General features: G+C 54.9%; 27 protein-coding genes and 1 tRNA gene. 19 read left to right on the forward strand and 9 right to left on the reverse strand.

Translation table 11 applies throughout. The features are described from left to right. Nucleotides 1-88: 88 nt before the first annotated feature. A complete protein-coding gene (locus GPK89_RS10125; protein WP_346344852.1) occupies nucleotides 89-1,183 on the reverse strand; it encodes an extracellular solute-binding protein in 1,095 nt (364 codons plus the stop codon). A gap of 26 nt (nucleotides 1,184-1,209) precedes the next feature. Here GPK89_RS10125 and GPK89_RS10130 point away from each other — a divergent pair, with 26 nt between their 5' ends. The 4 genes from GPK89_RS10130 to GPK89_RS10145 all read left to right on the forward strand — a co-directional run bounded on the left by GPK89_RS10130 (nucleotide 1,210) and on the right by GPK89_RS10145 (nucleotide 2,868). Then, a complete protein-coding gene (locus GPK89_RS10130) occupies nucleotides 1,210-1,494 on the forward strand; it encodes a hypothetical protein (protein WP_215692819.1) in 285 nt (94 codons plus the stop codon). Between the two features lie 155 nt (nucleotides 1,495-1,649). Next, nucleotides 1,650-2,375: a Rep family protein gene (locus GPK89_RS10135; RefSeq protein WP_215692821.1), complete on the forward strand. Its 726-nt coding sequence runs from the start codon at nucleotides 1,650-1,652 to the stop codon at nucleotides 2,373-2,375. A 65-nt stretch (nucleotides 2,376-2,440) separates the two neighbouring features. Continuing rightward, on the forward strand, nucleotides 2,441-2,599 hold the full coding sequence (locus GPK89_RS10140) for a hypothetical protein (protein ID WP_215692823.1): 159 nt from the start codon (nucleotides 2,441-2,443) through the stop codon (nucleotides 2,597-2,599). 56 nt (nucleotides 2,600-2,655) lie between these two features. Then, nucleotides 2,656-2,868, forward strand: a complete 213-nt coding sequence (locus GPK89_RS10145) for a hypothetical protein (RefSeq protein WP_215692824.1) — start codon at nucleotides 2,656-2,658, stop codon at nucleotides 2,866-2,868. Between the two features lie 68 nt (nucleotides 2,869-2,936). Here the strand turns inward: GPK89_RS10145 and GPK89_RS10150 are convergent, their stop codons facing one another. Next, nucleotides 2,937-3,125: a hypothetical protein gene (locus GPK89_RS10150; RefSeq protein ID WP_215692826.1), complete on the reverse strand. Its 189-nt coding sequence runs from the start codon at nucleotides 3,123-3,125 to the stop codon at nucleotides 2,937-2,939. Nucleotides 3,126-3,180: 55 nt separating this feature from the next. Here GPK89_RS10150 and GPK89_RS10155 point away from each other — a divergent pair, with 55 nt between their 5' ends. From GPK89_RS10155 to GPK89_RS10195, 9 genes are all read left to right on the forward strand, one after another. Beyond that, nucleotides 3,181-5,655 (forward strand): hypothetical protein, encoded by a 2,475-nt coding sequence (locus GPK89_RS10155; protein ID WP_215692828.1) that lies wholly within the window; start codon nucleotides 3,181-3,183, stop codon nucleotides 5,653-5,655. A 4-nt stretch (nucleotides 5,656-5,659) separates the two neighbouring features. Further along, complete coding sequence (locus tag GPK89_RS10160; RefSeq protein ID WP_215692830.1) at nucleotides 5,660-6,016, forward strand: hypothetical protein; 357 nt, start codon at nucleotides 5,660-5,662, stop codon at nucleotides 6,014-6,016. A gap of 2 nt (nucleotides 6,017-6,018) precedes the next feature. After that, nucleotides 6,019-6,165, forward strand: coding sequence for a hypothetical protein (locus GPK89_RS10165; RefSeq protein ID WP_215692832.1), 147 nt, complete (start codon nucleotides 6,019-6,021; stop codon nucleotides 6,163-6,165). Next, nucleotides 6,165-6,662: a hypothetical protein gene (locus GPK89_RS10170; RefSeq protein ID WP_215692835.1), complete on the forward strand. Its 498-nt coding sequence runs from the start codon at nucleotides 6,165-6,167 to the stop codon at nucleotides 6,660-6,662. The genes GPK89_RS10165 and GPK89_RS10170 overlap by 1 nt, the downstream gene beginning before the upstream one ends. Before the next feature lie 83 nt (nucleotides 6,663-6,745). Next, the gene (locus GPK89_RS10175; protein ID WP_215692836.1) at nucleotides 6,746-6,925 is read left to right on the forward strand and encodes a hypothetical protein; all 180 of its coding nucleotides are present in this window, start codon (nucleotides 6,746-6,748) and stop codon (nucleotides 6,923-6,925) included. Then, nucleotides 6,925-7,839 (forward strand): hypothetical protein, encoded by a 915-nt coding sequence (locus tag GPK89_RS10180; RefSeq protein WP_215692838.1) that lies wholly within the window; start codon nucleotides 6,925-6,927, stop codon nucleotides 7,837-7,839. The genes GPK89_RS10175 and GPK89_RS10180 overlap by 1 nt, the downstream gene beginning before the upstream one ends. 20 nt (nucleotides 7,840-7,859) lie before the next feature. Further along, the gene (locus GPK89_RS10185) at nucleotides 7,860-8,054 is read left to right on the forward strand and encodes a hypothetical protein (RefSeq protein WP_215692840.1); all 195 of its coding nucleotides are present in this window, start codon (nucleotides 7,860-7,862) and stop codon (nucleotides 8,052-8,054) included. A 3-nt stretch (nucleotides 8,055-8,057) separates the two neighbouring features. Then, nucleotides 8,058-8,288: a hypothetical protein gene (locus GPK89_RS10190; protein WP_215692842.1), complete on the forward strand. Its 231-nt coding sequence runs from the start codon at nucleotides 8,058-8,060 to the stop codon at nucleotides 8,286-8,288. Between the two features lie 707 nt (nucleotides 8,289-8,995). Then, on the forward strand, nucleotides 8,996-10,063 hold the full coding sequence (locus GPK89_RS10195) for an IS30 family transposase (protein ID WP_215692844.1): 1,068 nt from the start codon (nucleotides 8,996-8,998) through the stop codon (nucleotides 10,061-10,063). Nucleotides 10,064-10,199: 136 nt separating this feature from the next. Here the strand turns inward: GPK89_RS10195 and GPK89_RS10200 are convergent, their stop codons facing one another. Continuing rightward, complete coding sequence (locus tag GPK89_RS10200) at nucleotides 10,200-10,640, reverse strand: hypothetical protein (protein ID WP_215692846.1); 441 nt, start codon at nucleotides 10,638-10,640, stop codon at nucleotides 10,200-10,202. 195 nt (nucleotides 10,641-10,835) lie between these two features. Beyond that, entirely contained in the window at nucleotides 10,836-11,855 is a 1,020-nt protein-coding gene (locus GPK89_RS10205; protein WP_215692848.1) for a LacI family DNA-binding transcriptional regulator, read from the reverse strand. Nucleotides 11,856-12,112: 257 nt separating this feature from the next. Between GPK89_RS10205 and GPK89_RS16785 the strand changes: the two genes are divergently transcribed. Both GPK89_RS16785 and GPK89_RS10215 read left to right on the forward strand, forming a co-directional pair. After that, entirely contained in the window at nucleotides 12,113-12,280 is a 168-nt protein-coding gene (locus GPK89_RS16785) for a helix-turn-helix domain-containing protein (protein WP_215692850.1), read from the forward strand. Next, nucleotides 12,201-12,605, forward strand: coding sequence for a site-specific integrase (locus GPK89_RS10215; RefSeq protein WP_215693037.1), 405 nt, complete (start codon nucleotides 12,201-12,203; stop codon nucleotides 12,603-12,605). Before GPK89_RS16785 ends, GPK89_RS10215 begins: the two co-directional genes overlap by 80 nt. A gap of 410 nt (nucleotides 12,606-13,015) precedes the next feature. Here GPK89_RS10215 and GPK89_RS10220 read toward each other — a convergent pair. Beyond that, nucleotides 13,016-13,104 (reverse strand) — tRNA-Ser (locus GPK89_RS10220). A gap of 405 nt (nucleotides 13,105-13,509) precedes the next feature. Here GPK89_RS10220 and GPK89_RS10225 point away from each other — a divergent pair. After that, entirely contained in the window at nucleotides 13,510-14,691 is a 1,182-nt protein-coding gene (locus GPK89_RS10225) for a hypothetical protein (RefSeq protein ID WP_215692852.1), read from the forward strand. A 257-nt stretch (nucleotides 14,692-14,948) separates the two neighbouring features. Here GPK89_RS10225 and GPK89_RS10230 read toward each other — a convergent pair whose 3' ends face one another. After that, on the reverse strand, nucleotides 14,949-15,794 hold the full coding sequence (locus GPK89_RS10230) for a glycosyltransferase (protein ID WP_215692854.1): 846 nt from the start codon (nucleotides 15,792-15,794) through the stop codon (nucleotides 14,949-14,951). A gap of 295 nt (nucleotides 15,795-16,089) precedes the next feature. Between GPK89_RS10230 and GPK89_RS10235 the strand changes: the two genes are divergently transcribed. Then, nucleotides 16,090-17,580 (forward strand): carboxypeptidase M32, encoded by a 1,491-nt coding sequence (locus GPK89_RS10235; RefSeq protein ID WP_215692856.1) that lies wholly within the window; start codon nucleotides 16,090-16,092, stop codon nucleotides 17,578-17,580. 37 nt (nucleotides 17,581-17,617) lie between these two features. On the opposite strand, the gene GPK89_RS10240 is transcribed toward GPK89_RS10235, so the two are convergent. The 3 genes from GPK89_RS10240 to GPK89_RS10250 all read right to left on the reverse strand — a co-directional run bounded on the left by GPK89_RS10240 (nucleotide 17,618) and on the right by GPK89_RS10250 (nucleotide 19,359). After that, complete coding sequence (locus GPK89_RS10240) at nucleotides 17,618-18,181, reverse strand: hypothetical protein (RefSeq protein WP_215692858.1); 564 nt, start codon at nucleotides 18,179-18,181, stop codon at nucleotides 17,618-17,620. A gap of 239 nt (nucleotides 18,182-18,420) precedes the next feature. Continuing rightward, nucleotides 18,421-18,945 carry a hypothetical protein gene (locus tag GPK89_RS10245; RefSeq protein ID WP_215692860.1) on the reverse strand — a complete coding sequence of 175 codons (525 nt, stop codon included), beginning with the start codon at nucleotides 18,943-18,945 and terminating at the stop codon, nucleotides 18,421-18,423. A gap of 30 nt (nucleotides 18,946-18,975) precedes the next feature. Beyond that, entirely contained in the window at nucleotides 18,976-19,359 is a 384-nt protein-coding gene (locus GPK89_RS10250; protein WP_252261627.1) for a winged helix-turn-helix transcriptional regulator, read from the reverse strand. 233 nt (nucleotides 19,360-19,592) lie between these two features. Between GPK89_RS10250 and GPK89_RS10255 the strand changes: the two genes are divergently transcribed. Together GPK89_RS10255 and gluQRS are read left to right on the forward strand one after the other, a co-directional pair. Then, nucleotides 19,593-20,891: a M18 family aminopeptidase gene (locus GPK89_RS10255; RefSeq protein WP_215692861.1), complete on the forward strand. Its 1,299-nt coding sequence runs from the start codon at nucleotides 19,593-19,595 to the stop codon at nucleotides 20,889-20,891. After that, nucleotides 20,888-21,808, forward strand: coding sequence for a tRNA glutamyl-Q(34) synthetase GluQRS (gene gluQRS, locus GPK89_RS10260; protein WP_215692863.1), 921 nt, complete (start codon nucleotides 20,888-20,890; stop codon nucleotides 21,806-21,808). Before GPK89_RS10255 ends, gluQRS begins: the two co-directional genes overlap by 4 nt. The last annotated feature ends 39 nt before the right edge of the window (nucleotides 21,809-21,847 follow it).

The following is a 21,847-nucleotide window of genomic DNA, read 5'->3' on the forward strand; positions in this document are numbered from 1 at the left end:
CCTTTTCAAAAAATGCGTGCCGCCGCCGTATGCAACGGGACGGCGACACGCCTTGAATTACATATTGTTCTTGCGCGGATTGCGCGGATTACTCGGCGCTGGCTTCCGCGGCCTTGTCACTCATCCATTGGGCGAACTGCTCCGGGGTGCAGGTGCCGTCGGCCAGGCTGGGCAGCAGCTTACCAAACTCGGTGTTGGCAACGGAGGCAGGGATCACATCGAGGATGCGGGGGACAAACACGGTATCAGTAGTGGTGTCGGCTGCCAGATCAGCAAGCACCTGGGTTTCGCCCTGCTTTGCCTTGAAGTCGTCGGAGTAGGTCAGCTTCGGTGCGTCGCCACCCTCGGCCAGCATGTAGGCTTCCAGCTCAGCGGGGCTGTAAATGAACTCAAGGAAAGCCTTTGCAAGAGCAATTTCATCCTCAGAGGCAGAAGCAGAGATCCACCACTCACCGAGAGAGGCGGTGTCGGCAATGCCGACGTCGCCCGGGAACAGGGAGGCACGGACCTTCGCGCCGTCAAAGCCGTTGGACCACTTGTCGGAGTTGGAGCTCTCGAAGTCAGAGGACATCCAAGGACCGTTGGCAATGATGGCGGCCTGCTCGCTCATGAAAGCGTTGGCGGCATCCGCGTAGGCTGCGCCTACCGAGTTGGAGGCTGCGTTGTTCTGCAGCAGATTCTGCAGCTTGGCCACAGCGTTGATGAAGCAGGGCTGGTTGAAGTCGGTGATCTTGGTCTCGATGCCACTCTTCAGCCATTCTACGCCACCGTCTTCCTCGGCCACCAGCGCGGTCAGGAACAAGGCGGAAACCCAGCCGTTCTCGGCGGTGGAGAAGGCGATCTTCTGGTCGCCCAGCGCGGAAACAAATTCATCCATGCTCATAGCGCTGATGTCAGCATCGGTGCTCCACATAGCAGAGTTGTAGAAGAAGCCGATGGGACGTACCGTTGCCAGAGGCATAACCATGACTCTGCCATCCTCATTGGAGCAGTATTCACGACTGTCGTCAATCAGGACATCCTTGATGGCGGGGGTCGAGTCGATCCAGTCGGTCAAGTCGTAGGCAAGGCCGTTGGGGATAACGACGTTCTTGCTTAGAGTTTTATAATCGTGACAAAGGCCGCAAGACCTTGAACCTGACCGAAAAGTACAAAAAATAAGAGTGCTGGCAACAAAGAAAATAAGCCCAGCGGAAAGAGAGAAAGAAAATGCTGTATCAGGTTATTGGCGTTGAGCGTAAAGAGGGCGAGTTCACTCCGCAGGACAAGCCGAACCAGAAGATTCACTATGACAACATCGTGTTCCACGTTGTCGGTCTGAAAAAGTCCATCGGCGTGACCGGCCAGATTGCCGAACAGTTGTCCATCAAAACTGTGGACGCCGGGGAAATCGTCGATGCTGTCGGCGGCAAGGTCGAAAACGCTGTTGGTCGTCAGTTCGACTTTGAGACCCGCTACGGCAACAAGATTCGCGCGTGGGAGTTGGTTAAGTAATGCTCCCTGCCCCACCAGAGAACGCCCAGCCGCCACCATGTAAATAATTGCCGTCAGCCGCGCGGCTGACACTCCAAAGGCGCTACGTCCTTTGGAGTGTCAGTGTCAGTGCCAAGACACAAAATAAAAATGACAGTAAACAGGATGGTAAAGCTATGGGCGACACAAAAGCTCCACCACGTTTGCGCAGTCGGCAGTGTATGTTTGTACTGTACCCCGAAAGCCAGCAAGCATCAATCGACTATTGCAAACAAAACCTGCCCTGCGCGTGGGCGCTGCATGATAAAGACGTGTACACGCAAGCGGCGTTCGACGCCTACGTGAAAAAGCACGAGGGAACGCTTCCGGATTGGATGCCGGGCGACCTCAAGAAACCGCACGTTCACTTTGTGTGCAGCTTTCCTAATGCCCGGTATTTCTCCGGCATTGCAAAAGAAATCGGCGTTGAGGTCAACGTCATTCGCAAGGTGAACAACCTTTATAAGGCGTATGTTTATCTGTGGCATATGCTTGACCCCGACAAATACCAGTATAGCAAGGATATCGTCGGCACTCACGAATTTGAAGAACCCAGCGAACACGCCGGTATGTCCCAGATGGAAGATGACCAAGTGCAAATTCTACTGGATATGCCAACGTTCGACACCTTCAACGAACTGTGCCGGTGGGCGTATGAGCAAGGCTGTTGGGCCACCTTCAAAAACAACTACGCCATGTGGCGCGACCAGTTCATTGAACGCCAGCGCCTTCGGGATATGGCCCAGACGGCCAACGAACGGCTAGAAATGCAAGCCCGCCTTGCCGAACTGGGCAACAGCCAAAAGGTCAACGACGTGGACGGCTTTGTTATGATTGCCGATGATTTGAAGGAAAATTTCTAATGAGAATCACACAAAAAACCTTGTATGATTACGGCGAACTTCTTCCGGAGATTTGCCAAGCGTCTATGGATGAAAATCTTGAATTTCTCTTGCTGCTGATTGCCGCGAAAACCGATATCGAACGAGCATACGCCAGCCAGTGCAACAACTATTCCGTGCTGGTTACCTGCTTTGAAGATGAACCGGACGATTACAAAATCGTTCCGCACGATTACCAGTTGTAACGCAAGCCCCCAAAAGCAAGCGATTACATAAAAATTCTAGGAAAGGAGAAGCAACTATGTACACTATGTTCGCCGCTGGCGACGGTGCAGAGGTTGCAAAGAGCGCTATGGAAACCGTTATCGCCGCAATGACCGATGTGTTCACCCTGTCCGGCACCGTCGTTACCGAGATTACCAAGCAGCCCATCCTGCTGTTCTGTCTCGCCGCTGGTCTGGTTCCTGTGGGTATCGGCATCTTCGCCCGCTTGAAGAACGCCGCCCGCGGCTGATTCAGACAAGCCCCTGCGGGGCCGGAAAGCTCCGGCCCCGCTATTTTTTTTAACTAAAAAAGCCGCCATCACTGGCGGCTGTTGATGTTAAAACGTTCTTGTAACCAATAAATGATGTTTGCAAAATTAGCATCAATTATTTTTATTGCTATTCCTATGATAATTGCTCCTGTTATAACTGCGTATAAGTTTAGATGCATTATCATTGCCACGATAAGATATAGCACCCAAATAATTGCTTTGTCTTTTGTATCCATATATATCGACCTTTCGACCTTTTCTATATTTTACAACTTCTTGTAGGTGATGTCAATGAAAAAGCGATTACTTTCCTTATTTCTTGTTTTGGCAGTGGTGTTTTCGTTTTCCCTTTCCGTCTTTGCTACTGATACCGGCATTGATATTATTGATGACCCGCTATCATATTACCTTGAGAATCAGGTGCTAGGCGTGTATAAGGGTACAGGTGTTACTCTTGTTTGTCCTAAATGTGATTATAAGGTTGTTTATACTGGTGGCACATTAGTTACTTGCCCCTATGACGGTGAAGCTTTGGTACTTTCTGACCTTGCAGGTGTTCATGCCGAAAAAGTTCCCTCCGGCATTGGTCGCAAAGACCTTCCCGGTTATGAAGATGATGAAGGCACGGCCCAAGTCAGCAAGGAAGGTGTGTTGACATACGTTGCACATCCTAGATGGTTTATTAGTGATGGTGAGAAAAAATATTCGACCGTCCCATATCAAGACTTTTATGAGCATCAAATATGGGATGATGAAAAATGTGTGGCGGGTAGTGGTCATACATCTAGTTGTATAGATAGTGAATTTTATTTTACATACACTTCTGGTGGATATGATTTTAAATCAATAAATAATTTTAAGCCAAAACAATCATCGAGACTTTCGATGGCATGGGATATTGCCGATGGTAAACCTGCTCCAGGTATATATTATGTAGCTGCTAATCAGCCGTATGGCCGCTATCGAAAATCCCTTGGCGCGGATGAGACAATTCGTTATACAAGTAGTCGCACTATCGCTTTACCCTTGTCTGATGGGTATACTAACTACGGTATCTCGTTATATATGCCCTTTTCTACTACGGTTATGTGTTATAATGCTGATAGTATATCACGAACACTTACAGCGCACTTTTACCCTTTTATTGTAACTTGTGACCCCACGGAAAACACCATCACACCGAAAGACACGGTTACTATCGGCGATAACACATTCACCGGCAAAATTTACGAAGATAGCAATACAGATTTAACGTATATCTATCCCGAGTGTTCTACTACTGGTGATGATGGGGATACTATTACGGTTGTTCCCGACCATCCGCTTATTTACAATTCTGGTTCGGATACATACTATATTTACGACAATTCGACAAAGAACTATTACTATTTAGACTATACGCCGCAGGTAACGCCCACGCCCAGTCCTACACCTTCACCGACCCCTGTTGTAACGCCTACTCCTTCCCCTGAGCCTGTCGTCACGCCTACTCCGACGCCGGTTGTAACGCCGACACCTTCTCCCGAGGTGACACCCACTCCTACCCCTGACGCCGGAAACAATGACCATTGCGACCACACCGGCATTATTGCCGTCTTAGAACAAATTCGGGATAAAATGGTTGCTGGCTTTACAGATATTACGGCTAATATACACGCCGACATGGTAGACTTTAAGGCCGCTGTGGTTGCCGGTTTCACCGACATTACTACAAATATTACGGCGGTGGTGGCAGACTTCAAAGCCGCCGTTGTGGCTGGCTTCGCTGACCTTTCCGCAAATTTCCAACTTGCTATTGAGAATCTGAACATCAACATTCAGAATTTCTTTAACAAGAAAATGGAAGATTTACCCGAGCCGACGCCCGCTCCCAGCCCGACGCCGGAACCTTCCGCGCCAACACCCAGCCCGGCCCCTACGGAGCCGCCCGCGCCTATTCTTCCCGAAACGCAAAACTTAATTATCCCGAAGATGAACAGCAATACCTTTACCGATGAACACGGCACTTGGATTGCTTCTGGTTCCTCAAAGTATAGTGATGTGTTCGACTTCTTCCATGCTTTTGACCGTTCGACTTCCGATTTTTGGGAAACAAATGCAAGTCCCTCTTACCTGCAAATTGAGATTCCCGACCCCAAAAATTATTACGTTGACGGTTATATTATGCGGATTTCTAAATTCACTAACCGTTACGCTAAAGAATGGACGCTTCAAGGCTCTGACGATGGCAAAACATGGGACGATTTGGATACACAAAAAGGCCAAAATCTCTCGGATTTGGAAGAACACAAGTATCCCCTTACCCTGCGCAAGGCGTACAAATACTACCGCTTGAATATGTCGAACTACGCAAGTTCTATGTGTTCCCTTAGTCACTTCAACCTTTTGGGCTACGATGCAAAAGATGTTGTAACTCCTACACCTGCACCGACTAACCCGCCTTCGCCTAGTCCTGCACCTGACCCCGGTACAGACCCGACACCTGTACCCACACCGGGCGGAGATTCTGGCGGTAACAATTCCAGTAGTGGCGATTCCAGTTTGAACCCCTTCAAATGGTTGACCGACTTACTCAAAAATATTGTAGAAGGTATTTTAAAAGCCATCTGGAAACTAATAACCGCACTGTTCGGTTTCCTGCTCTGGCTGCTCTCCCTCGTCGGTAGTCTGTTCCCCTTCATCCCTGGTCAAGCTGTTCTCGCGGTAACATCGGCAGTGGTTATCGTGGCTGTTATCCGCATTATCAAATTTATTACAGGTAGGTGATACCATGAAAAAACTGTGCGCTATTCTAGCTCTGTTTTGCGTCCTGCTCTGCACGGCCTGCCCGGTCTTTGCGGATGAAGTGGCTGGCGATATCAGCACCAGCGAGACAGCGCAGGCCGGCGACGATATGGCCAACGCTACCACGGATTCAGCCGATGCGCTTACAAACCTTATGAACGGAGTAAAAGAAAAATGGGAAGAACTTTTCGGCGGTTTAGAAGGCGTCCTAGAATTTACTACCGTCTGCGTCGGCGGTGCTATCGGTTGTTTACCTTCGTCCTTCGCGCTGTATCTCATTATGTTGTCGGTCTGTGTCGCGGTGGTCGCTATCTTTAAAGCCTTGGGCGGAAAGGATAAATAAAAATGTTTGTAGCAGTTATGACAGAAATTGCAAAATTTCTGCAAATCAAAATGGACATATACGGCGCTGTATTCTCGTTCTGGGATTTCATGCTCTGGACGCTATTAGCCGCGCTGGTCGTCTGGGTCGTAAAGGAGATGCTGTGGTAATGAGCGACAATTTCAATAAATTCTGTGGCGTTCTCATCCTACTGTTGCTCGGTCTTTCCACGCTGTTCACGCTCCGGGCCAGCGCCGAGGACTACACCCCGCCCGCCGATGCAGCAGAAACGACCGAAGAAGAAACACATGAAGTAATTCAAGTGCAGGGCGTTCAGACCTACGACCCCCAGCTATATGAAAAGTTGGACACCTTGCAAGAATCCATCAACACACTGGTGGACGTTCTGACCCCTGCCGAGGATGCAGCCGACGTGTCCGAAACGCAGACCGCCGAACTGGCGCAAGACTATACGGCCCAGTTGGACACGATCTCCGAACAACTTGTGGACCTGCGCACAGCTGCGGAAATGGCGACCGCCGAGACGGCCCAGCCCGCTGCATTCGAGAAAGCATTTTCCGATTACAGTGTATCCGAGGTGCTGCTGTTGGTGCTGGCCGCCGTGGTCGTCGGTGCAATCGTCGTCGGTTTGGTTCGTGGCTTTTAAGCAAAAGCGGCAAGCGCGTTCGGGGCGCGGGGGCTATTGCCCCCGCCCCGCGCGCGCGTCGCCGCAAAGTGAGGTGTAAAAAAATGGTATCTCTGTTCTATGACCTGCTGGCGTTCTTCGGTATCTCTGCCGACGCGCCGCAAAACCTGTCCGAGTTCTTCCCCTGGTTCCTTGCAATCCTTGTGGCCATGGCGCTGTTCCTATTCGTGTTCGGCATCGTCAAGGATTTCACCCACACATTTGCACGTGGGGGTCGCTTCTGATGAACGGTTACATGGTTCTGCTTCTGGTCGCTGTGTTCATTACGTTGGGTGTCTCTCGCATTGCGCGGCAAATAACGTTCCATCCCTTCCAAACCGGCTTCAACGCTATCAAAGACCTGTACTATTACCAGCTGCACCGGGGCTGGCATAACTGCCCGGTGGGTGCGCTGGATATCTACTGCGGCTACTTCGGCTCCGGTAAAACGCTGTCGTTGGTACATAAAGTAGTTGGCCTGTATAATCGCTACAATGATAAAGTAGTATGGTGCCCCCGGCGTAAAAAGTTTGTGGTGCAGAAAATCAACATTCTTTCGAACGTGGATTTGGCTGTTCCGTACACAAAATTAGAAAGTCTTGCACAGGTCGTCAAGGCAAGCAAAACCACGAAAGCCATAGACGACGAGGAAGAAACGCTGACAGTAACCATTGTAGCAATGGACGAGCTTTCCGTGCAGATGAACAGCCGCTCCTTTAAGGACAACTTCAACGCCTATTTCCTCAATACGCTGCTTTGTTGCCGACACTACCATATCAGTTTCTACGGCTCGGCCCAGCGGTTCCAGCACGTGGACAAACTGCTGCGGGATGTTACCCACACCGTCATTCAGTGCAACAAGATTTGGCGTTTTCAACTCTGGGCAAGCTATGACGCATGGGAAATGGAGAACGCCACAAATGCCGAAATGATACGCCCGCTCCGGTGTGGCCTGTGGTTCGTGCTCGACCGCGACTATAACGCTTATGATACCTTGGCCGTCGTGGACAACCTGCAAAAGAAATTCGAGGAAGGCGACATTCTCCCCGAAGCGGAAATTATCAGCAATCAGGCCCCGGCCGGGCCGCTTGGTCTGGAAGTCGCAAGTAAACCCACAAAGAAAGCCCAGCGCCGTATGTCCGGGCAGATTAAGAGATAGCCCCAAAAGGAGAACGTAAAATGACTTTTAAAGAATTGTACGAAATCTCTAGCGAGATTCACTTTGACCTGTTTGACGAAGTTGACGGTTCACTTGGTTGTTTGTCCACCGGCCCCATCGTTGATGATGGGCTATTTGAAATGGTGGAAGATGCCACTGTGCGGAAACTTGTGTGTGTTTCTCCGCATATGCTTATTGTGTTTCTTGAGGTGTAATAGATGAAAAAGGTTTGCCGGATAGACAAAACGAATAAGCGCCCTTACTGCCTGCGCAAGCCGTGCTCGTATCGGCTGGATGGTAGTTGCTCCGGGCCGGTGGTGGCCGTGAAGGACTATTACTCTGTGCACAACTGCCCGGATGTGCCTATCAGCCTAGCCCCGCCGCCTGACTGCGGCCAGCACGCCGAGTGTGCCTTCTGCCGGGATAGAAAGCGTTATGGGGCGCAGTAGTCCGCGTATGGACGCGCACACAGAACGGTGCTATACTTGAAAAGTCACCTGCAATCTTCCGGGTGTTCGGCCCACACAATTTTTTAAAGTGGGCCGGTTTGGCGGGTATGGGGCGCCTAGCCCCATATTGGCAGCGCCTGCGCGGCGCTCACCTTCCCACGCCTGCAACTGAAATCGCGCAAAGGCAAGAGTAGGAACTTCCCGGAGCCCGGAATTTTCCTCTTATTGGCCTCAGCGCCAGACCGCCAGTCTTGCCCGGCCAGCAACGTGAAACGGCGCAAGAGTGCGAGACTTTGCCCCGCGTCAATCCTTCGGGCGGCGCTCTGGCTGTGGGTTATCGCAGGCCGTCCCTCGTGACCGTCCCCGGTCCCGACCGGGGACTAAAAAGACACATTAGAATCCGCGGCCCGCGAACGCGGGCTTGTGCATAATTTTTGATAGCCGAACCCCCAATTTATAAAGGGTTCGGCGTCTGAGCGGGCACATGCGCCGCAGGCACATTCTTTTATGCAACTTAGCGCAGTGCGTGTGTAGTAGGCGCGGAGAAGGTGTGAAACGGCTGTGAAGGGTCTAGGCCCGAAACAGTCGTGCAGCCCTTCGGAACGTCTGCGGAACGCGCCGAAGCGGGCCATGCAACAAACAATAAAGTAAAAACTGCCGTTGCGGCCCAACAGGACGCGGCGGCAGTTTTTGTGTAGAGGTGTACCATGTACGAACAGCAACGGAAAAAAGGCCGACCATTGACCGGCACAGAACGCAACTTAATCGCACATCTGTATAAACTGGGCTTCACGCAAACCGCCATTGCAAAAGAGGTCGGCGTTTGGCCGTCAACCATCTGCCGCGAACTTCGGCGCGGCATGGTTGACCAGCTGAACGGCGCAACATGGGAATACTATAAAACTTACTCGCCGCAAAAGGCACAATGCCACGCTGATTATATGCGTACCGCCCATGGCCCCGATTTAAAGATAGGCAGTCGCGCGGACTATCTGGCCGCGCTGGAATCGTATATGCTGACCGGATCCAGCCCGCAGGATGCAATAGCACAAGTCGGCAGCGCCTACGGTATCACGATAAGTAAAACAACCTGTTACCGCTATATCCGCATGAGCCTGTTTCAAACGCTGCGCTATAAGCACCTGCCGCAGGGCCACCCAAAGAAGGGTAAAGGAACCGTCACACACTCGAACGTATCCCACCCCAAACACCGCAGTATTGAACACCGCGCAAAGAGTATCCGAAACCGTGAAGAAGTCGGACACTGGGAACTGGATAGCGTCATAGGCAAGGCCGAAGGAACCGGCGAGAGTTGCCTTGTAATGACCGACCGCAAAACCAGAGGTGAAATCATCATCAAAGCCCGGAGTAAAACTGCCGCCGATACAGTCCATGCCCTGCAATGGCTCAAATGTCAGATTGGCCGCGATTGGAAGTTGATATTCCACACCATCACGAACGACAACGGCTCCGAGTTTGCCGACCAAGACGGTATAGACGCGCTGGGCGTGACAACATTCTATTGCCATCCGCAAAGCCCCCACGAGCGCGGTACTAATGAGGTCACAAACAAATTGGTGCGCCGCAAACTGCCCAAAGGTAAGAGCATGGCGAAGGTCACGCAGAAACAGGCCACCGAGGTGCAGCACTGGGTCAACCACTACACCCGGCCCATGTTCGGCGGTAAGTCTGCCGCCGATATGCTTAAAGAGGAATTAGACAAACTGCCCCTATACAACCGCGAAAAGGTGTACCGCTTCTTTGACCTGCTCTAGCAGCGGGCCACAATATGCCCCACCAGCCCGCCGCAATGCGACGGGCTAAAGGTGTTGCAAAAAGCAGAAAATCCCGGTGCAGATTTGCGCAAGCAAATTCCGCACCGGGATTTTTCACCACAAAAGCAACAATTATCTATTGACGCTTTTGTGTAAATCGTCTAATTTTGCCAGGAACCCTTGACAGTAGCATAACGACGTTCTTGACCCAGTCCGGGTCACCGCCCTCCACCAGCACCGGCAGCTTGTTCTGCTGTGCCAGCTGCTTTATGCGGTCATTGAAAATACTATCCTGGGGTACGCTCTCCAGATTGATTTTGTACTTCCCGGCGTACTTCTCGTTAAAACGCTCGACCTGCGGCTCAAAGAAGACCGCACCGACGTTCTCGCCGGTTTTGAAGGAGGGAATGGTGACTTCCACCACGCCGCTGTTGGTATCAGCGGATGCCGTGCTGCTGGCAGTATCGCCGCCGGTTGTGGAAGTTGCAGCAGAGGATGCAGCGCCACCGCAGCCGGCCAGGCTGGCGGTCATCATGGCAGCGGCCAGAGCGCCTGCGAACAGTTGCTTCTTTTTCATAGTGTTTCTCCTTTACTTTTGTGCTTTTTTGTTTTATTAACACGGTGCGGTTGCACCAAATGTTCCAAAAGTTATTGCAAAAACGTTTTTGTTTTGCGGTTAAAAATATTTGCAGTGAAATTTGGCTTAAGAAGTTACTGCAAAAACGTTTGTATCTCTGTCTGAAAAAAGCGGCCTTAACCGCTGATTTCGGTTTTATAGGGGGCGGACGCTGTCGCGCACCGTCAGGGTGTGGGGCAATACCAGCCGCTGTGCCTTGCGCTTGCCGCGGATCATATCGCACAGTAGGCGAGTAGCCTCGTAGCCTTTTTGCTGGATGTTCTGGTCAATGGTGGTAATAGCCGGGTCGGTGTAGTTGGTGACTTCCAACCCATCGAAGCCCACGACCGAGTAGTCTTTTGGCACTTTATAGCCCAGTTCTTTCAGCCCCTCGATCGTGCCAATGGCCAGCATATCGCTCATGCAGAGGAACGCCGTGGCGCTGTCCGGGCTGTGGGTTCGGAAGTATTCCTTCACACCGTCGCGGGCTTCCTCCCGCCCGAAGTTGGTGTAGATGATGTTGTCGCGGGGCAGCTCCAAACCATTGCGCTGCATAGCTTGGTACGCACCCACAAGGCGCTGCATACTGACCATAGCCAGCTTGCGGCCATGTACCACCACGATCTTGCGGTGTCCCATGTCGATGAGGTATTGGGTCAGCTCGTCAAACGCTTTGATGTCGTCCATCATCACACAGCTGACATTCGGACCGGGAACCTCAATATCAATGGTCACGCAGGGGTATTTGCTTTTCGCCAGCAGTTCGCAGTAAGGGTCGTTGGTTCTCAAACCCATCAGGATCGCGCCGGCGATGTTGTGCTCATAGCAGAGCTGTTCAAAACTTTTTTCGGTCTGGATCTTGGTGTTGATAACCTGAATGGACATTTCCACATCGTTGTTGACTGTGTAGTGGAAGCAGCCTTTCATCAGCAGTGCATCAAAATCGTTGATAAGCTCTTCTTCCAGAAAGCCTGAAAGCACCAGCGCGATATTGTGATTGTGCTTGGAGGAAAGGTTGCGCGCCATCTGGTTGGGGCGATACCCCAACCGCTGCGCGGTCTCTACGATGCGCTCCCGTGTGGTAGGGCTGACATCTGGGTAGTTGTTGAGTGCGCGGGAAACCGTACCGACCGTGACTCCGGCTTCCCGTGCAATGTCGCGGATCGAAACTGCCATGCCTGCTCACTCCTGATCCTCTTTTCAACCAAAACCGTTTTCGGTACCGTGTATACCACTGCGCTCCAAAAACGTTTTTGTTGTGATTTCTTTATACTCTAATTTCCCTGTTTTGTCAACACCCTCTGCCTGCTTTCTACATTTTGCAAAAGAAACAGGTTGTGGTTTTGTGTAGCTTGCACAAGTGCAAAAGGCAGAAGAGGGGACGGTATTTTTTTGGGGGGAACAATTGCAGATTTTTCTCCAACATCGAGCAGATGTGCGATGCCCTGCGAATCAGCACCAAAACGGGGTACAAGCTGCTGCACGAAGGCAAAATTCCGGCAATAAAAATCGGGCGCTCGTATCGCATCCCCAAAGCCCACCTGTTTACCTACCTTCAGATTTGCGGTCAACACTGTCGAGCAGAGAATCGACAGTGTTGATTGTTTTGCGCCGATGCGGTATGTATTTGTGGATGCAATGGGCAACCTGATCCAGCCGGATTCCGTGACGACAGGCTTTCCACAGTTGCTGAAAGAGAACGGTCTGCGCAGGATCCGATTCCACGACTTGCGCCACTCCTGTGCCAGCCTATTGCTGAAAGAGGGTGTACCGATGAAGCAGATTCAAGAGTGGTTAGGCCACAGCGATATTTCTACCACGGCGAATATCTACGCGCATCTGGATTCGCAGTCTAAGAACCTGAGCGCCCGGACGATGGCAAACACGCTGACACTGCCCGAAGCGCAGCCCATAAAGAAGTGGTGATTTGAACAGCGGCGGCATCTGAGAAATCAGGTGCCGCCTTTTTTGCTGTCAATTTGTACCCAAGCTGCGGGAAGAATCTTGTGTAGTTCTGTGAATAGCTATTTGCCGCGATTGCTGGTATGATTTGTACCGAACCCGAAAATCACTACTTGAAAATAAAGGGGAGATGTTTATAAGAAAAGTACGGGGATTTTACAAAGCGGCAGCAAAAAATCACTACCCAATGTAGAATTGAGTAGTGATACTTGGCGCAGACGGTGGGATTCTCCCGCGCCCTTGCAACAGTCCGCAGGACTGTTGCAGCCCGGCGGGACGCAAAGCGCCGGGCACGGGCTGTTCGAATCCCACCTTGCAACCCTTGCATAGTTTGCCGCAAAAATAAAAGACAGCACCCCGCAGGGTGCTGTCTTTGGCGCAGACGGTGGGATTCGAACCCACGTGGCATTGCTGCCAAATTGATTTCGAGTCAATCTCGTTACGACCGCTTCGATACGTCTGCCTATTTAGTTTTTATCGCACCGCCTCGCACAGCGTTTGGAAAAATGCGAGATTTCGATGCAAGATAACGATGAAAGGTTGGGTACGCGACACCCGATAAAGCCCGCCGTTATGGGATTTCCTGCGGACAAGGTGACCTGCCGGATGCAAACTTTCGAGTGCTCCCTCTTACGACCACTTGAGTACATCTGCCTGTGTACTTTACCGCACCCACACAGGGATACTTATAGTATTATACCAACTCCCCGCCCGGTTGTCAATCATCCGCCAAGGTTTTCTGCCATTCATACGCTTTCGATGACCATTCATCCTACTTTCCCCCGCAGTGACCCCACCCATGCTATACTGTGTACAGTTCAAGCAAAACTTCTCCACTCCCCCACCACAAAGAAAAGGATGGATAATCATGAAAAAGACACTCAAACATCTGCTCCCTGCGCTGTTCCTGGCGGCGGTCATGGCTTTGCTGACCGGCTGCACCAAATCCGTGGATCTGCTGCAATACGCCGACGTCACCTTCGACGGTGCCAGCGGCAACGCCACAGCCACCGTAACACTCGACTACAACGGCCTGGGCAAAGCGCTGTTTAGCAAAGGCAAGGACCAGGACATTTGGGACGAAGCCCAGACCGAGCTGAGCCTGATGGGCCACGTCAACTACACCGTCACCCCGCAGACCGGGCTGTCCAACGGCGACACCGTGACCCTGACCGTAAGCGCCGACGACACCTTCCTGAAGAACCACGAAATCACCTTGAGCGAGACCAGCAAGACCCTGACCGTCTCCGGCCTGAAGGAACCTGAGACGATCGACCCGTTCGAGGACAGTCTGCTGAACATCGCCGTTGAAGGTGAAACCGCGAGCGGCAAGCTCAACATCCTCGTCCGCGGCTGCGCCCCGCACCTGGGTGTCACGGTCTCCAGCGACCTGCCCGCCGACGACCCTCGTTCGGCGCTGACCTATTCCGTCGCGCCCGAAAGCCCCGAGGGCGGTTATGCCCAGGGCGATGTCGTCACCATCACGGCCACGCCCAAGTTCAGCAGCGACTTCACCAATAACTACATTCTCTCCCGCGACAGCCTTGAAGTTTCCCTGGAAAACGTTCCCCACTACCTCAACTCCGCCGACGAAGTGACCCCCGACCTGCTGGCCCAGCTGAAGCCCCTGGTCGAGAACGAGCTGAACAGCAGCGTCGACTACGGCATGACCTATACCAGCATCTGGGCCGCCGACGGCAGCTCTCCGGTTTCCAGCGAGTCCAGCGCCAGCGGTCCCCGCTGGACCGGCACAGCCTCGCTGCTGGTGGACAAGGACAGCGACATCTACAACGGCAGCTACTACGGTGACAATATGCTGGTTTTCCCCTACGAGATTGCCTACAACGTTTTCTCCGGCGAGGGTTCCGGCACGGCGGTCGGTGGTATCTACCTGCTGAACGTCAAGGTCAACGCGGACGGCAGCTATGATCTAAGCGAAGTCTCCACCGGCACGACCAGCTATTACACCGACATGGACGCTTTTCTGGCTAAGGAAGTCAACAACCGCAGCGAGTGGTACGACATCGCCACCGCGCCCTTCAACTGGTAACAACTCTACGCTCCGCAGGTTGTACCGTACAGCTTTGCGTCAGCGACAAGATCGTCTCCAAGTGGGAGACTGCCCGCAGCCTGCCCGACATCATCCTGTTGGAGCCGCCGGGGCCATGGGAAGCTGTACTGGTACTGCAACCGGCACGGATTATTTGAGCAAAAGGTATAACAAAAGCGAGCAGCCCATCATCGGCTGCTCGCTTTTATTTTGTGGCCGAGGGCTGGGTATGTCCAGCCCCTACACACGGTATTCTTTTACGCTTCCGCCACGGCCACCAGGTATTTGTAAATCTGCGGCTTGTATTCCTCGTACAGGCCCAGGTGCTCGTACAGTTCCTTATAGTAGGCAAACAGCGTGGCGCGTGTGGCAACAACGTTGACCGGGTTCAGCGCTGTGTGGACCGCACTGCCGGGCGTATTAAAATAATTGTAAATCGGCGTGGAGAGGGCGTAGAACTTTTCCGCATAGCGGATGTAGCTCAAATTGAAATACAGATCTTCCGACCAGTCCATATCCTCGGCGCAGATGATATCATCGTGGGCGCGCACGATATCGGCGCGGTAGAGCTTATTCCACATAACACCATAATAAAAGCTGGCCGGTTCCTGCATCAGGCCCGCGGCGAACTCCTCCTTGGTCATGGGGCCTTCCAGCAAAAAGCCGTAGGTCTGCACCTTGGTCGGGCGCTCGGGGCGGGGGTCATCCTCGGCCCGGGGGCGGGGCGGCGTGATGCGGTTATAGTGGGCAATGACCAGGTCAGCCCCGTTTTCCTCGGCGCGCTGCACCAGCATTTCCGTCGCGTAGGGCTGGATGGTGTCATCCGCATCCACAAATTGCAGGTACTTTCCCTTGGCCTCCCGCAGGCCCATGTTGCGGGTGGCGGCCACGCCGCTGTTGGCCTTGTCGATAAGGACGATGCGCGGGTCAACGTTGGCGTACATTTTGCAGACTTCCAGGCTGACGTCCTTACTGCCATCGTTCAGCAGCAGGATTTCCAGGTTTTTGTAGGTCTGGCGGCGGATGCTTTCCACGCAGCGTGCAATATGATCCTGGGCATTGTAGATCGGCACAATGATACTGACGAGCGGCTGTTCCGGCATGGCTGGCGGCCTCCTTTTTACTTAGTATACCCACAATACCATAATTTTGCCCGGTTGGCAATGGAAAAAATCCGCCGGGTGTGGTATGATGAAAGTAAAGGCTTCTCCCGAGGGAGAATCTGTCCGCGAAGCGGACTGATGAGGGACGCGTTTCCCGCGGCTGCCCCTCATTCGGCCTGCGGCCACCGTTCAGTCTACGCGCTAAGAGCCGCCTTCGGCGGTTGCGCTCCGACACGCGCCTGCGGGCGCAGCCCCAAGGGGGAAAGCATTTCTGTTGAAACGAGGAACACCACACATGAAAGACTCCATCATCCGCCTGCGTGCGCTGGAAAAGCAGCTGTACGCGTATCTCTACGCCCTGACCGTCATTGACTTTGACGCCGAGACCATCGCACCCGAGGGTTCGGCCGACGGCCGTGCCGAGGCTACCGAGGTGCTGAGCCGCGCCAACTTTGACCTGCTGGTCAACGAAAAGACGGCTGCCCTTTTAAAAGAAGCAGCCGCCGATGCCGAGACCGAGCAGGAAAAAGCCGAGGTGCGCAATTTGCAGCGCCAGTACGACGAAATCGCCAAGATTCCCGCCGACGAATACGCCGCTTTCACCAAGCTGTGCAGCCAGAGCGTGCCCGCCTGGGTCAAGGCCAAGCGCACCAACGACTTCAGCATCTTTGCGCCGTATCTGGAAAAGATCGTCGCCGCCCGCCGCGCCCAGGCCCACTACTTTGCGCCCGACCGCGACCCCTACGAAGTGCTGCTGGACCGCTACGAGAAGGGCCTGACCATCGCCCAGTGCGACGAATTTTTTGCCACCCTGCGGGAGACGATCGTGCCGCTGCTGGCGGACATCCAGGCCCGGGGCAGCGCCGTCCGCACCGACTTCCTCGACCAGGAATGGCCCATCGACGCCCAGCGCAAGGTCAGCGAGAAGATCATGCAGCTGTGGGGGCTGGACCCCGCCCACAGCCACCTTTCCGAGAGCGAGCACCCCTTCACCACCGAGTTCTGGCGCGGCGATGTGCGCATCACGACCCATTACATGGAGCGGGATATGTTCTCCAACCTGTACAGCGTCGCCCACGAGGGCGGCCATGCGCTGTATGAGCTGAACATCAACCCGGACTACGACTACACCGCCGTGACCCACGGCGCAACCATGGGCATCCACGAGAGCCAGTCCCGCCTGTTTGAGAACATCGTGGGCCGCTCCCGCGCCTTTGTCAACTACCTGTACCCGACGCTGAAAGAGCTGTTCCCCGCCCAGCTGGCCGACGTCTCCGCCGAGGAGATCTGGCGCGCCGTCAACCGTGCTGAGCCCAGCCTGATCCGTACCGAAGCGGACGAGTTGACCTACGCGCTGCACATCATGGTGCGGTACGAGCTGGAAAAGGCTTTGATCCAGGGCACGCTGGCCGTGACCGACCTGCCCGCCGCCTGGAACGCTAAGTACAAAGAGTACCTGGGCGTCGATGTGCCCGACAACGCCCACGGCTGTTTGCAGGACATCCACTGGGCCATGGGCGACATCGGTTATTTTCCGAGTTATGCCCTGGGCAGTGCCTACGGCGCACAGGCCATTGACGACTTGCGCAAGACGAACGACTTTGATGCCCAGTGGGCCAAGGGCGACATGGAGCCGCTGAAAGCCGCGCTGAAGGAGCGCGTCTGGCAGTGGGGCAGCATGAAGGAACCCCAGTGGATTGTCGAGAGTCTGTGCGGCGGCAAGTTCGACCCGCACCATTTCACCGAGTATTTAAAGAAGAAGTATACGGAGCTGTATAACCTGTAATTGAAAGAGCCTTCCCCTAAGAGGAAGCCTTTTTATTTCAGCACAGCACACTGTCCGGGAAATTCAGGCAGGTGTACAGATACCGCAGGGCCTCGTCCATGGTGTCAAACTCGCCGCCGTCGGTGTCCGCCGGGCGGGCGGCGATGGTGGACTTATCAAACGGGATATCGTTCTGTCTGCGCCATTCATCCACCTGCACGGCAATGTTTTTCGCGTAGGCAGTGCGGTCACTGCTGCTGCCGTCGGCATCAATGTAGACGCAGGCGCTGTACTTGTCCTTGCCGGGCAGGTGTACCAGCTCCGCCAGCGTGTAGTAGTCGCGGTCAAAGTAGAACAGCATCCTGCCGCGGTAGGCGGCAATTTCCGCCACGTTTTCGTCACGGTTCGTGATCTGGGGTACGGTGTCCACCAGCTGGCGCAGTTCAGCCAGCAGGGCGTCGCCATCAGCGGGGTAGTTGTCTGTGCCCTTGGCATCGGCAATTTCGCCGAAGCAATAGGCCTGCCAGTGGGGCGGGCACTTGCCCAGTTTGGCGCGCTCGATATAGTAGAGCAGGTCCGCACGGTAAGAGGCTGCAAGAGCATTGGTTTTTACGTTTTCCATAAGTTTTCTCCTAAAAATCTGAAAGTAGTTTTGTACCGCAGCGCTCGCGCACTTCCTCCTAGTAAGTGCGCGGCGCTGCCTTTTTGTTTTTCCTAACAGCCCTATCGTATCACACTCCGCTGTCGAATCTTGCCACATTATAAGACCGAACGCCGTTTTATTTTGGGGACAGTTGTCCTGTGATGTCAAAAAACAAAATGCAGAGGCACAAAACGCACCTCTGCATTTTTGTTTGTCTATCAGCCCGCCTTGCCGGTCAGCACGGTGTCCACCGTCACGAGCTTATCGGGCACCTCGGTCAGGGCCATGTTTTCAAAATCCGTCGTCACACCTGCAGTGATCAGTTCATCAGCCTCGCCCGCAGGGTCACCGCAGATCGCCTCGGCCTCGCTCAAAATGCCGGGCCAGTTCAGGTCCAGCAGCTCCTTCTGGTCGTCGGTCAGGCCCGTGCACCAGTCAGCCATCACATCGGCATCCAAATCCGAGCAGCTCAGATATTCTACCAGCACGGCAGCGGCTTTGGCAGTCTTCAGGCTGCCGCCTGCTGTGTCCGCGCCAAAATCCACCAGCTGATCCAACACATCGATCTGCTCGCCGGTCGTATCATACGCCGCAGGGTCCTCGGCCGCGGTCGGCTCCTCGGTGGGAGCCGGGGTAGTTTGCGCCGTGCCGGACGCAGCTGCCGCCGATTCCGATGCTGCCGGGGCAGCGGCACAGCCAGCCAGCAGAGCAGCCCCCAGCACAACAGCAATCAATTTACGCATAAACGATTCCCCCTACGCGTTTATTTCATATTATTCACAGCAGGCGTGCTTTGCGCCGCCCCCGCAGCAATCATTGCAGGCGTGGCCGCGGATATACCGCTGGATATCGTCAAAAATCGGCATAAGCGCCTCGCCGTTGGGGGTCAGGCGGTACTCGACCCGGGGCGGGACCTCATTATAGTCGATGCGCTCCACCAGGCCGTCCGCAGCCAGCTCTTTTAACTGGTTCGAGAGCATCTTGTGGGTCACACCGTCCAACAGCTTGCGCAGCTCGCCATAGCGCAGCGTGCCGTGGGCACCTACCATAAAGAGTATGCGCATTTTCCACTTGCCGCTGATCTGGTCCATGACCTCTTCCATCTTGTCGCAGCCCACATCGGCATAGCGGCAGTTGCAGTGTTCGTTCGGGTGCATAGGGGTTCACTCTCCTTTTGGGTAGCGGTTTCCAAAAAGTGCGTACTTGTCAAAACCGACCATTTCGCTATACTGAGTATAGAACAATTTTCGCAGGTTTGCAACTTGTTTCTTACCGGCTTTTGCGGTAATATAGTTGTGTGCAGCTCAAGCGTAGGGCGGCATGCCCCCATGCCGTCCCACGGTATCACCGCCAACCGTGCGGAATATTGTTCAAGAGGAGAAACCGACCTATGTACGATGATCTCGTAGAATTTTTGCAGGAATCCGTCACCCCGTTCCACGCCGCTGCCACGGCCGAAAGCTGGCTGCGCGCCGCCGGTTTTACCCGGCTGGAAGAAGCCGACTACTGGAACCTGGAACCCGGCAAGGGCTACTACACCACCCGCAACGGCTCGTCCGTGGTGGCCTGGCGCGTGCCGGACCACGCCATCGGCGGCTGGCGCATCGTGGCCAGCCACAGCGACTCCCCCACTTGGAAGATCAAGACCGACATCGTTGAGAATGACGGCTGCCGCCGCCTGAGCGTCGAAGGCTACGGCGGGATGATCATGTCCACCTGGCTGGACCGCCCGCTGACTGTCGGCGGCCGCGTCATTGTCAAGACCGAGGACGGCATCGAGAGCCGCCTTGTCTGCATTGACCGGGATCTCCTCGTCATCCCCTCGCTGGCCATCCACTTCCAGCGCGACATCAACAAAGGCCACACCTTCAATCCGCAGGTCGATATGCAGCCGCTGTGGGGCCCCGCAGGCAGCCGCACCCTGACCGACCTGGTGGCGGAGGAACTGGGCGTGGACACTGCGGACATCCTGGACAGCGATTTGCAGCTTGTGACCCGCCAGGCCCCGACCCAGATCGGCCCCGACGGTGAGTTCTTCATGGCCCCGCGCATCGATGATCTGGAATGCGCCGCCACGACGCTGCTGGGCTTTCTGGATGCAGCCGTCGAGACAGACAGTGCCTGCGCCCCGGTCTGGGCGATGCTAGACAATGAGGAAGTCGGCTCGTCGAGCCGGATGGGCGCCCAGAGCAGCTACCTGCGCGACGTGCTGGACCGCATTGTTGACGCCATCCCCCACAGCGGGCAGGCCATGCACCGCGCCATGGCAAACAGCTTTATGCTGAGCGCCGACAACGCCCACGCCACCCACCCGAACTTCCCGCAGAAGTCCGACCCCTGCGCCCCGGTACGCCTGGGCGGCGGCGTGGTGCTGAAGTACAACGCCAGCCAGAAGTACACGACCAATGCCGTCAGCGGCGCGATTTTCCGCGCCATCTGCGAGAAGGCCGACGTGCCGGTGCAGGTCTTTACCAACCGCGCCGACGAGGCCGGCGGCTCGACGCTGGGCAATTTGCAGAGCCACACGCTGCCCATCCCGATGGCGGATATCGGCCTGGCTCAGCTGGCGATGCACAGCGCCGTGGAGACGGCCAGCGTCGCCGACGCCGAGGCCATGACCAAGGCCGTGGCCGCCTTCTACCGTGTCCATCTGCGTGCCCTGGGCGACGGCACCTACACGCTGGCATGATTACCGGACGGTACGCACCCAGCCCCAGCGGCCGGATGCACCTGGGCAATTTGATGTGCTGCCTGCTGGCCTGGCTGAGCGCCAAAAGCAAGGGCGGCCAGGTGCTGCTGCGCATTGAGGACCTGGACACCCAGCGCTGCCCCCGCGCCTACGCCGACGCTATCATCGACGATTTGGCCTGGCTGGGCCTGGCCGCCGACGGCCCCGAGCCGCCAATCTATCAGAGCGAACGCAGCGCCATCTACCAGCAGTATTTTGACGAGCTTGCCCGCCGGGGGCTGGTTTACCCCTGCTTTTGCAGCCGCAGCCAGCTCCACGCTGCCAGTGCGCCCCACCGCAGCGACGGCCAGGTCGTCTACGCCGGGACCTGCCGCGGGCTGACCCCCGCCGAAATCGCCGTGCGCACTAAGACCCGCGCCCCCGCCTGGCGCGTGCAGGTGCCCGATGAGGTCATCGCCTTTGAGGACGGCCATATGGGCCATTACGCGGAAAATCTTGCCCGCGACTGCGGCGACTTTTACCTGCGCCGGGCCGACGGTGTGTTTGCCTACCAGCTGGCCGTCGTCGTGGACGATGCCCTGATGGGCGTGGACGAGGTCGTGCGCGGCAGTGACCTCTTATCCAGCACGCCGCGCCAGCTCTGGCTTTACCGGGAGCTGGGGCTGACCGCGCCGAAATTCTACCATCTGCCGCTGCTTTTGGCACCGGACGGCCGCCGTCTCTCAAAGCGCGACGGCGACCAGAGCCTCGAAAACCTGCGCGAGAAATACACCGCCGGGGAAATCATCGGCAAGCTGGCCTTTGCCTGTAATTTGCAGCCCAAGCCCACCCCCACGACCCCGCAGGAATTAGCCCGCACCTTTGATTGGGCTAGGGTGCCAAAAAGCGACATACTTTTACCGGAAAAGCTGTTTTAATATAAGGTAGATACCTAAAGGCTTCCCCCCTTGGGGGAA

The sequence above is a fragment of the Gemmiger formicilis genome, from assembly GCF_018784445.1.
GTDB lineage: Bacteria > Bacillota > Clostridia > Oscillospirales > Ruminococcaceae > Gemmiger.

What these genes read in the sequence shown, in the direction of transcription:
- GPK89_RS10190 (WP_215692842.1), top strand. Translation starts at nt 8,058, where the DNA reads ATGAAAAAGGTTTGCCGGATAGACAAAACGAATAAGCGCCCTTACTGC.
- GPK89_RS10135 (WP_215692821.1), top strand. Translation starts at nt 1,650, where the DNA reads ATGGGCGACACAAAAGCTCCACCACGTTTGCGCAGTCGGCAGTGTATG.
- GPK89_RS10150 (WP_215692826.1), bottom strand. Translation starts at nt 3,125, where the DNA reads ATGGATACAAAAGACAAAGCAATTATTTGGGTGCTATATCTTATCGTG.
- GPK89_RS10165 (WP_215692832.1), top strand. Translation starts at nt 6,019, where the DNA reads ATGTTTGTAGCAGTTATGACAGAAATTGCAAAATTTCTGCAAATCAAA.
- GPK89_RS10240 (WP_215692858.1), bottom strand. Translation starts at nt 18,181, where the DNA reads ATGGAAAACGTAAAAACCAATGCTCTTGCAGCCTCTTACCGTGCGGAC.
- GPK89_RS10200 (WP_215692846.1), bottom strand. Translation starts at nt 10,640, where the DNA reads ATGAAAAAGAAGCAACTGTTCGCAGGCGCTCTGGCCGCTGCCATGATG.
- GPK89_RS10245 (WP_215692860.1), bottom strand. Translation starts at nt 18,945, where the DNA reads ATGCGTAAATTGATTGCTGTTGTGCTGGGGGCTGCTCTGCTGGCTGGC.
- gluQRS (WP_215692863.1), top strand. Translation starts at nt 20,888, where the DNA reads ATGATTACCGGACGGTACGCACCCAGCCCCAGCGGCCGGATGCACCTG.
- GPK89_RS10140 (WP_215692823.1), top strand. Translation starts at nt 2,441, where the DNA reads ATGGATGAAAATCTTGAATTTCTCTTGCTGCTGATTGCCGCGAAAACC.
- GPK89_RS10130 (WP_215692819.1), top strand. Translation starts at nt 1,210, where the DNA reads ATGCTGTATCAGGTTATTGGCGTTGAGCGTAAAGAGGGCGAGTTCACT.
- GPK89_RS10255 (WP_215692861.1), top strand. Translation starts at nt 19,593, where the DNA reads ATGTACGATGATCTCGTAGAATTTTTGCAGGAATCCGTCACCCCGTTC.
- GPK89_RS10175 (WP_215692836.1), top strand. Translation starts at nt 6,746, where the DNA reads ATGGTATCTCTGTTCTATGACCTGCTGGCGTTCTTCGGTATCTCTGCC.
- GPK89_RS10225 (WP_215692852.1), top strand. Translation starts at nt 13,510, where the DNA reads ATGAAAAAGACACTCAAACATCTGCTCCCTGCGCTGTTCCTGGCGGCG.
- GPK89_RS10205 (WP_215692848.1), bottom strand. Translation starts at nt 11,855, where the DNA reads ATGGCAGTTTCGATCCGCGACATTGCACGGGAAGCCGGAGTCACGGTC.
- GPK89_RS10235 (WP_215692856.1), top strand. Translation starts at nt 16,090, where the DNA reads ATGAAAGACTCCATCATCCGCCTGCGTGCGCTGGAAAAGCAGCTGTAC.
- GPK89_RS16785 (WP_215692850.1), top strand. Translation starts at nt 12,113, where the DNA reads ATGTGCGATGCCCTGCGAATCAGCACCAAAACGGGGTACAAGCTGCTG.
- GPK89_RS10160 (WP_215692830.1), top strand. Translation starts at nt 5,660, where the DNA reads ATGAAAAAACTGTGCGCTATTCTAGCTCTGTTTTGCGTCCTGCTCTGC.
- GPK89_RS10170 (WP_215692835.1), top strand. Translation starts at nt 6,165, where the DNA reads ATGAGCGACAATTTCAATAAATTCTGTGGCGTTCTCATCCTACTGTTG.
- GPK89_RS10185 (WP_215692840.1), top strand. Translation starts at nt 7,860, where the DNA reads ATGACTTTTAAAGAATTGTACGAAATCTCTAGCGAGATTCACTTTGAC.
- GPK89_RS10145 (WP_215692824.1), top strand. Translation starts at nt 2,656, where the DNA reads ATGTACACTATGTTCGCCGCTGGCGACGGTGCAGAGGTTGCAAAGAGC.
- GPK89_RS10250 (WP_252261627.1), bottom strand. Translation starts at nt 19,359, where the DNA reads ATGCACCCGAACGAACACTGCAACTGCCGCTATGCCGATGTGGGCTGC.
- GPK89_RS10155 (WP_215692828.1), top strand. Translation starts at nt 3,181, where the DNA reads ATGAAAAAGCGATTACTTTCCTTATTTCTTGTTTTGGCAGTGGTGTTT.
- GPK89_RS10180 (WP_215692838.1), top strand. Translation starts at nt 6,925, where the DNA reads ATGAACGGTTACATGGTTCTGCTTCTGGTCGCTGTGTTCATTACGTTG.
- GPK89_RS10195 (WP_215692844.1), top strand. Translation starts at nt 8,996, where the DNA reads ATGTACGAACAGCAACGGAAAAAAGGCCGACCATTGACCGGCACAGAA.
- GPK89_RS10230 (WP_215692854.1), bottom strand. Translation starts at nt 15,794, where the DNA reads ATGCCGGAACAGCCGCTCGTCAGTATCATTGTGCCGATCTACAATGCC.